At 59.7% G+C, this 6,856-nt stretch carries 11 protein-coding genes; 5 read left to right on the top strand and 6 right to left on the bottom strand.

Features of this window, described 5'->3' with window-relative positions; translation table 11 throughout:
- Positions 1 to 172: 172 nt before the first annotated feature.
- Complete coding sequence (locus B2W70_RS02665) at positions 173 to 1,354, top strand: hypothetical protein (protein ID WP_286742573.1); 1,182 nt, start codon at positions 173 to 175, stop codon at positions 1,352 to 1,354.
- Positions 1,355 to 1,478: 124 nt separating this feature from the next.
- On the opposite strand, the gene B2W70_RS02660 is transcribed toward B2W70_RS02665, so the two are convergent.
- Positions 1,479 to 1,742 carry a hypothetical protein gene (locus B2W70_RS02660; RefSeq protein ID WP_286742571.1) on the bottom strand — a complete coding sequence of 88 codons (264 nt, stop codon included), beginning with the start codon at positions 1,740 to 1,742 and terminating at the stop codon, positions 1,479 to 1,481.
- A 139-nt stretch (positions 1,743 to 1,881) separates the two neighbouring features.
- Positions 1,882 to 2,133, bottom strand: coding sequence for a helix-turn-helix domain-containing protein (locus B2W70_RS02655; protein WP_286742569.1), 252 nt, complete (start codon positions 2,131 to 2,133; stop codon positions 1,882 to 1,884).
- 75 nt (positions 2,134 to 2,208) lie between these two features.
- Between B2W70_RS02655 and B2W70_RS02650 the strand changes: the two genes are divergently transcribed.
- The 4 genes from B2W70_RS02650 (at position 2,209) to B2W70_RS02635 (ending at position 3,228) form a co-directional block, all read left to right on the top strand.
- On the top strand, positions 2,209 to 2,361 hold the full coding sequence (locus tag B2W70_RS02650; protein ID WP_286742567.1) for a hypothetical protein: 153 nt from the start codon (positions 2,209 to 2,211) through the stop codon (positions 2,359 to 2,361).
- Between the two features lie 26 nt (positions 2,362 to 2,387).
- The gene (locus B2W70_RS02645) at positions 2,388 to 2,801 is read left to right on the top strand and encodes a hypothetical protein (RefSeq protein ID WP_286742565.1); all 414 of its coding nucleotides are present in this window, start codon (positions 2,388 to 2,390) and stop codon (positions 2,799 to 2,801) included.
- A 123-nt stretch (positions 2,802 to 2,924) separates the two neighbouring features.
- A complete protein-coding gene (locus B2W70_RS02640) occupies positions 2,925 to 3,083 on the top strand; it encodes a hypothetical protein (RefSeq protein ID WP_286742563.1) in 159 nt (52 codons plus the stop codon).
- 7 nt (positions 3,084 to 3,090) lie between these two features.
- Positions 3,091 to 3,228, top strand: a complete 138-nt coding sequence (locus tag B2W70_RS02635; protein ID WP_286742561.1) for a hypothetical protein — start codon at positions 3,091 to 3,093, stop codon at positions 3,226 to 3,228.
- Here the strand turns inward: B2W70_RS02635 and B2W70_RS02630 are convergent.
- Genes B2W70_RS02630 through B2W70_RS02615 form a run of 4 tightly spaced genes read right to left on the bottom strand, consistent with a single transcriptional unit; the run spans position 3,201 to position 6,619 of the window.
- Positions 3,201 to 4,412 (bottom strand): hypothetical protein, encoded by a 1,212-nt coding sequence (locus tag B2W70_RS02630; protein WP_286742560.1) that lies wholly within the window; start codon positions 4,410 to 4,412, stop codon positions 3,201 to 3,203. The genes B2W70_RS02635 and B2W70_RS02630 overlap by 28 nt on opposite strands.
- 4 nt (positions 4,413 to 4,416) lie before the next feature.
- Positions 4,417 to 5,148, bottom strand: a complete 732-nt coding sequence (locus B2W70_RS02625) for an NYN domain-containing protein (RefSeq protein WP_286742558.1) — start codon at positions 5,146 to 5,148, stop codon at positions 4,417 to 4,419.
- Between the two features lie 27 nt (positions 5,149 to 5,175).
- Entirely contained in the window at positions 5,176 to 6,432 is a 1,257-nt protein-coding gene (locus B2W70_RS02620; protein WP_286742556.1) for a hypothetical protein, read from the bottom strand.
- The gene (locus tag B2W70_RS02615; RefSeq protein WP_286742554.1) at positions 6,422 to 6,619 is read right to left on the bottom strand and encodes a hypothetical protein; all 198 of its coding nucleotides are present in this window, start codon (positions 6,617 to 6,619) and stop codon (positions 6,422 to 6,424) included. Before B2W70_RS02615 ends, B2W70_RS02620 begins: the two co-directional genes overlap by 11 nt.
- Positions 6,620 to 6,856 lie beyond the last annotated feature (237 nt).

The following is a 6,856-nucleotide window of genomic DNA, read 5'->3' as shown; positions in this document are numbered from 1 at the left end:
GGAGGGGTGCGCTCTACCGCCCGCCGGGGCTCGCCCGGTCCTTACCTCAAGGGGTCGGACCAGCCAGCCCAAAAGCTTGTTGCAGCGGCGCACAGCGTCAATGGCTTCGCAAGGACCGCTTGCAGCGGCCCCATTGACCCTGCCCTCCGCTGCGCCTGAAAAGGACCACACCATGAATGTCAACACGATCAACTCCGATTTGTCGCTCGACCTGAAACTGCCCAACCTGCTGCCCGGAGGAATCGCAAAAGCAGCGCACAAAGCCAAAGCCGACAGGCTGCTTGGCCTGACCTACCTGACCCAGGTCATCGGCGTCCCAGTCGCGCAACTGATCCTGGGTGCTCCAGGTCGCCCAAGCACGAACTCGAACACAAACGCGTTTCTCAAAAGGCTGGTCAGCAAGCAATTGATGCGCGAGCTCTGGCATGAGCCGAATGAGTTCAACATGAGCGGCCGCGTTTTCATGCTGACAGAGGCTGGGCTGATCCGTGCTCAGTCCGTTGTCCAGTTGCCTGAGTTGCACGACTACAACCTGAATCCCGAATCCGTCCGGCGCAGCCAACTGGCCCATGACCTCGCCGTCGCACAAATCGCTGCTGTGTTCCTGGTCCATGGCGCCAAGATTGTCGCGACCGACCTGTCTCAACGCACGAAGTTCGGCCGCAGCGAACAACGACACGTCAAGCTCCCGGACCTCGTCGTTGAAGTCTCCGGCCAGATGATCGCGATTGAAATCGAACGAGCGCCAAAAAACAGGCGAGAGGTGGACCAAGCCTTGTTGCTGGCTTCGCGCAGTCAGCACCTGCCCACGATCTGGCTGGTCAACGCCCGCGTCACCAAGGGGCACCTCGAGGCTGGAGTGGCGAGCGGCCTGATCAACCAATGGAAGCTGAGCTCAGAGCACAAGTGGTCCCCCTGTGGGAAGGCCCTCCTGCCCATGAACTTTCGTCGAAAGCAGACGATCGCCCCCCTCACCCTCGCAACGCTGAACAGAGCGCCCCAGAAGTGGTTGGCACAGATCAGCGAGAGCGCGGCATCATTCGACGACCGAGTAGGTCAAGGTCTTCGCAAACTGGGGTGGGAATGGACCCTCTTGCAGGCAGATCCATCCGACCAAGGCGGAGCCTTTTTCGAACTCCATCACCGGCCGTCCGGTGAGTCTTTCATCGTCTCCACCCAATCAGACGGTATTTGGGTGATGTGCAGGCAGGAGCAAACACTGGGCGAGGGCAAGCGCCTTCGCTTCACATCAAAACATTGGACTGGTGAAGCAGGCCCACCGTCACTGACGCTGATCAGCGAGGCCATCGCCGAAACGGATTTGGACCTTCCGTCTTACCTGCGTGATCGCTGAGGCCAGTGCGGAAGAGGTCCATTGCGTGCAGCCAGTAAGCTAAGTCGCACGCAGCCTGCCTCGTCCGCTCAGCCACACTGGCCACCGACCGATCTCAACGCTGTAGCGGCCCTCGAGAGGGCCGCTAGACCTCACCTCCCTCATCGTCTGGCGGCAGCAACCGCAAACGCAAGGGGGCAACGCCAACCAATCTTTCGGCCTCCCTGCGCGCCAAGATCCGTTGGTGAATCTTGTGCTTCAACGCGGCGATGGTGGTGACCGGGATGTCTGCGCCGATGATCGCCACCACGCCTCCCGGCGTGACGACCTTCACCACCATGCGGCCCTTGCTGTCCCGAAAGATTCGGTGGTTGTCTTCGGGGTCATTGCTCCAGAACTTTGAATCCATGTGCTTCTCCTGCTGATGCCAATCAACGAGCGCGATTGGCCAAAGCGCTGCCCACACCCGCATGGACCCGTGCCAGCGATCAGGACAAGGAGAGAGGCCAGGGAGAACGCCCATCAAGGCACTGGCTGATCAGAGGGATTCAGTCTTTTGTGGAGCCGGTGGCGTCAGCGAGGATTTCATCCTCGACCAAAGCCACGATTTCGGAAGGTCTCCGTTTCAGAGGGACGGACAGTTTGAACAATGTCTTGATCGTTGGCTGCTGCTGCCCCAACTCAAGAATGCTGATGTAGTTGCGCATCAGATCGGCATCCAGGCCCAACTGCTCCTGGCTGAGCCCGGCCTGCTTGCGCAACCGCCTCAATACTTTACCGAACGCTGTCCCGACTTCCAAAAAAACTCCTCCAATAGTTGGAAGAATTTCGCGTTTCAGCTAGTATTTGTCTTCACACAATAATAGGAATTCAAGGTGAAGAAGCGAATCGCTTTGCGCATGCTGGCGGCATCCACCCTTGCCACCGGCAGCTTGGCCAAGGTGCAGACAGAGGTGGATGGCAAGGCCAACGACAAGTGGGTCAAGCGAATTGACGTGGTACCGATCCCCTGGCAACAGAACCAGTGAGCCTTCTTTCCCAATGAGAACGAATCATGGTCCAAGTGCAATCACTGATGGTCACGGCCATTGAAGGCCGTCGCAACTTCTCCTACGGTCAAGAGCTGCGGGAGGTCTGGTATCGCCGCGAGGATGGCATCGAAGGCAGCCTGCATTACTCGGGCGACTTTGGGGTCCGGGCTGGCAACAAGCTGGCCCTGATCTACTCCCCGACGATCAACAGCCACTGGCTCGGCATCGTCAACTTCTCGACCGAGCTGTACATCAACTTCGTCCCGAACTGGGTGTCACGCAAGACCTACCCATTTCCCGACCTGATCTGGCCGCTCAACAAGGCATTCCCGGATCTGCAGGAAAGTGCCTTTGGCAAGCAGTCGCCTGCATTGCATCAGGCTGTGGAGCAGACGATCCAGAAGCTCATAGACCAACGCAGTCGTTGCACCGCATAAGACGAGACGTCCACCAGGGGCTACGCCCCCCGAAGTTGGGATTTTTGGATGAACTCATTGAACGACTTTTGAGACAGTCACCCCACCCTGATGACAGGGGGTAACTTTCAACTAGGAGTTCATATGAGCAAGAAGACCAGTGCACAGCCCAGGCCCGTCACACCGGTGACCCAACACGCTGCGTCACGCACCCAAAGTTCCGTTGCCAAGCAACACGGCGGCAAGGTGCCCGCCGGCAGCTATGTCGGGCGTCTGCAGCAGGCAGCGGCCAAGTCCAAGTGAGGTGGCCATGCAGCGAGACAAAGACAGTGAAGACAACCGCGCCAACCAACTCAACCCCAACAACGATGTCTACTGGCAATCACGGGGAGAGGACGAGCGCCCTCAAGACTGGGCAGATCAGGTTGATGATGGCGACAAAGACTGATTGACCAACCAGTCGGGCCAATCGTGCGTTTCGGTCGCCGGTTGGTCCACCAGCACATCGACATGTCGCTGCCAACAGGCACGGTACAAAGCTTCGTCCAAGATCGTGAAGGCATCCAGTTTTGATCCAGGCCCCCTCTGGACGAAAAAGCGCTGCCAAAGCAAGGCGACATGCAACAACGCCATGGGCGGAGTCGGCTCGTCAGCATCAGAGGCGTTGCCCGACAGGCGTTGATACATGGCATGCCACATGGCCACGTAGTCCCCTTGCCGAAGAGCTTTGGTCCCATCGAAGTAACTGCCGATCACGGCTTCAGTCTGATCCGCATCAATCGCCAGCAAGGATCGTCCGACAGGCTGGCTGGCCCATGCCTTCCGGTACGCACGCTGCATCAAGGCATGGCTCAACTGCAGCAGCCTGCGCACCGGCAAATAGACAATGTTGCGGCGGCTCTTCAAATCCACCTTTCCTTGACCTACGGGCAAATCAGTCATGGGTGCGACCCAAAGAAAGTAGGGCGCCGGCTTCATCGCGCCCAAGTAAAGCCGGCCCCACTCGGCATCCATGGCGGCGAAGAAATCAAAGAGCCACAACTCGACCGCAGACTCGAATACCGGCAGCATCCCACCCCATGTGCTCGCAGCCATGTGCGCAGCCCGGTAACGCTCAAAACGATCCCTCACCACTGCACCAAGATGCTCGAGCGGCTCGCAGGTTACATCCGGGTGCAACTTTTCTCGGAAGGCATCAAATCGATCGGCCTCAGCATCTTCAAACAGCGCTCTCAGTCGTCGCCCGTAATTTCTTCCAACCGAACGCGCATGAGGGATCATGTGGGGCTCTCGAACCATGAGTATCACGGCACAAACCTCCCACGACTCCTGCTCGATCTCTTTGAGCGCCAAGAAGCGAGACTCCATCTCGTCCAAGGACAGCCCGTTTCGTTGCCCTTCTTGAATTGCCTGCTGACGAACATGGGCGGTAACCCGACGCTGAGCGGCTGGGCTCAATGCGCCCAAATCTCCCTTGGCAATGCGTGTCTCCGACAAGCCAGTGACATGGGCCAACAGTGGGCGCAGAGCCTTACCCCGAATCGCGGACATCAGCGACAGGGGCAAAGCCAGCAGAGCATCGGCCATGACCATGGCTTTCTGACGCCCCTCGGCATCGCTGATGATCTCCACGACTTCAGCCCCCCACCTTCAGCCTGACAAACAAATGCAGATGGGTGGAGCCGTCCTGCATCGGCGTCTCCTTGACCTCCAGGTAGCCCTGCTTGCGCACCAACTCCCCGAGCTTCTGGCAGCCGTAGTTGCGCGGGTCAAACGACGAATGATTCTTCATGATCATCGAGCCCACTGTCGACAAGGCGGCCCAGCCGTTGTCTTTGGCCGTGGCCGTCACGGCGGTACGCAGCATGGTCTCCAACGACAGCCCGGGCTCCTCCGTCACGATGGGCTGAGCAGCCACCTCGCCCTGCGTGCGCAGGATCTCGGTGTAGATGAACTTGTCGCAGGCCGCCACGAATGGCTGCGGTGTCTTTTGCTCACCAAAGCCGTAGACCACGAGGCCCGCCTCGCGGATGCGAGTGGCCAGGCGCGTGAAATCGCTGTCTGATGAGACCAGGCAGAAGCCGCTGACACTGCCTGAGTGCAGCAGGTCCATGGCGTCAATGATCAAGGACGAATCGGTGGCATTCTTACCCGTGGTGTAGGCGAACTGCTGCATGGGCTGAATGGCCAGCTTGTGCAGCACGTCCTTCCAGCCTCGCAAGTTGGGTGTCGTCCAATCGCCATAGGCCCGCTTCACGGTGGCCGTACCGTAGCGAGACACCTCGGCCATCAGTTCGTTGATGATGCTGGCCTGCGCGTTGTCCGCATCAATGAGCACAGCCAGCTTGTCGTTGTGTGGTGTTGCCATTCCCTTTGCTTGGCAGCGCCTCAGGCCCTACTTCGGATAACGCCAGTTCTTGAAATACGCCAGCGCATCCGTGCTGCCAATCACCTCCCTGGCCTGCTGCACATTGGCAAGGATAGCCGCACGCTCGGCATCGTCCGGCAGTTCGGCTGCACGGCGTTCGACGTCTTCGAAAAATGCGCCCATGGCCTTCACCTTGGCCCAATGGTCGATGGACGCCAGCAACACCTCTTTGCTCTTGGTCTGCGCCTTCAGCAGTTCCTTGGCTCGGCTTTCGGCCTGCCACCGCTGCCATTCCGCCTCCCTGCGCTGGCGCTCGACCTCTGCTCGCTGCTGCGCTGCGTCATACAAGGCCACCAACTCTGGCGCCGAATCGGCCAGCTCCTTCGCGATGGCTTGTACCTTGCCCAGCAACTCACCCGGCTTGGCCTCCACCCATTGCCGACTCCAGTCGAACACACCGTAAGGTGAGTAGGCCTGGATGCAGAAGCGGCCGGTGCACTGGTTCTGCATGGTGGTCCAAGAATGCACCATGTCGCGCGGGTTCACCTTGGGCAGTTGGTCTTCCCGGTGGTAGGTGCCTCGGATGTAGCGCATCTGAATGGCTTCGCAGGTCTCGAAAATGGTCAGGCCAATGGCCAGCGTGCCCATCGAAACCGCCGTCAGCCTGGCTGGATACCAATAGGTCTCGTAGTCCTCGTGCCTTGGTGGCTTTTCATGGACATTGACTTTGTGCCGATGAAAGTCTGCGCCCACAGGCAACCATGACACCTCATGCCCCAAGTCTTCAAAGGCAAGGTAAAGCTGGTTGGCCAGTTGAACCGCCGCAGGCAAAGCGGCTTTCGACACCACCACGTCCGACAACGTCTTCTTGTTGGGGCGGAAGTACCCGTTTCGGTTTTCCCTCCCGGCTTCGAAGTGACTGCGAATGTCACGCAACAAGGGGTGCATCCGAGGACCGGTCAGGGCAGGCTTCTTGGGCGCCCTGGCCTTCTTCGCGGCCGGCACCGGGGCGGCTGGCTTCAGCACGGGCTTGGCGGGAAACGCCATGCCGGGTGCCCAGGCCAACATGTCAAACGGCCGCGCCTCAGGCAACGAAGGCTTCGACACTGGCTTGCCAAACTCCAGCCGAGTCCAGTAGCCCACCTCAGGTCGGGGCACGTTCATGGCCGTGCACACCCTGGCCATGAAGCTGGACGACACGCCGTAGCGAAGCGCCACCTTGGTCATGGGCTCAGCCCAGACCTCGGCGTAAAGCTGTTCACGCGTGACCGGCTCAATGCCCATGTGTGGCCGCCGCCTGCTTGACCCACTCCAGCACCTGAATACGGTCGAGGGCATGCCGCGCGCGGTGGCGAGCAGCCCGTGCTTCAAACAGGGCCCACACGATGATGGCCATGGGCACCATTGCAGCGAGGGCACAGATGAACAACACCATGTTCACTCCAACACTTGTACTGGTTACATTGAACATGTTCACATGCCTTGTGCACAAGAACCATGTCAAATGAACATGTGCAACTGTGCAGGTCGCGCGCGCCGAGCCTAGGCCCGAGCCTGATCCGATTCCGGGTGACTCGGAGCCAGAATCGGGTGACGTGATCGGGGCAGCACCCGGACAGCACCGGGGCCTCAAGGGGCGGCTGGACGCCGCCCACGGCCCCTTTCCCCTCTGGACGAGGGGCCTGCTGCCCGTTTGCTGTCCGGGGTC

Origin of the sequence: Aquabacterium sp. UBA2148 (genome assembly GCF_002328915.1) — a bacterium.
Taxonomy (GTDB): Bacteria; Pseudomonadota; Gammaproteobacteria; order Burkholderiales; family Burkholderiaceae_C; genus Aquabacterium; species Aquabacterium parvum.
Note: the sequence above shows the minus strand (reverse complement) of the source record. Positions and strands in the feature narration are given on the sequence as shown.

Excerpts from the sequence above, each read along its gene's own strand:
- B2W70_RS02665 (WP_286742573.1), top strand. The coding sequence starts at position 173 with ATGAATGTCAACACGATCAACTCCGATTTGTCGCTCGACCTGAAACTG.
- B2W70_RS02660 (WP_286742571.1), bottom strand. The coding sequence starts at position 1,742 with ATGGATTCAAAGTTCTGGAGCAATGACCCCGAAGACAACCACCGAATC.
- B2W70_RS02645 (WP_286742565.1), top strand. The coding sequence starts at position 2,388 with ATGGTCCAAGTGCAATCACTGATGGTCACGGCCATTGAAGGCCGTCGC.
- B2W70_RS02640 (WP_286742563.1), top strand. The coding sequence starts at position 2,925 with ATGAGCAAGAAGACCAGTGCACAGCCCAGGCCCGTCACACCGGTGACC.
- B2W70_RS02635 (WP_286742561.1), top strand. The coding sequence starts at position 3,091 with ATGCAGCGAGACAAAGACAGTGAAGACAACCGCGCCAACCAACTCAAC.
- B2W70_RS02625 (WP_286742558.1), bottom strand. The coding sequence starts at position 5,148 with ATGGCAACACCACACAACGACAAGCTGGCTGTGCTCATTGATGCGGAC.
- B2W70_RS02620 (WP_286742556.1), bottom strand. The coding sequence starts at position 6,432 with ATGGGCATTGAGCCGGTCACGCGTGAACAGCTTTACGCCGAGGTCTGG.
- B2W70_RS02615 (WP_286742554.1), bottom strand. The coding sequence starts at position 6,619 with ATGTTCAATGTAACCAGTACAAGTGTTGGAGTGAACATGGTGTTGTTC.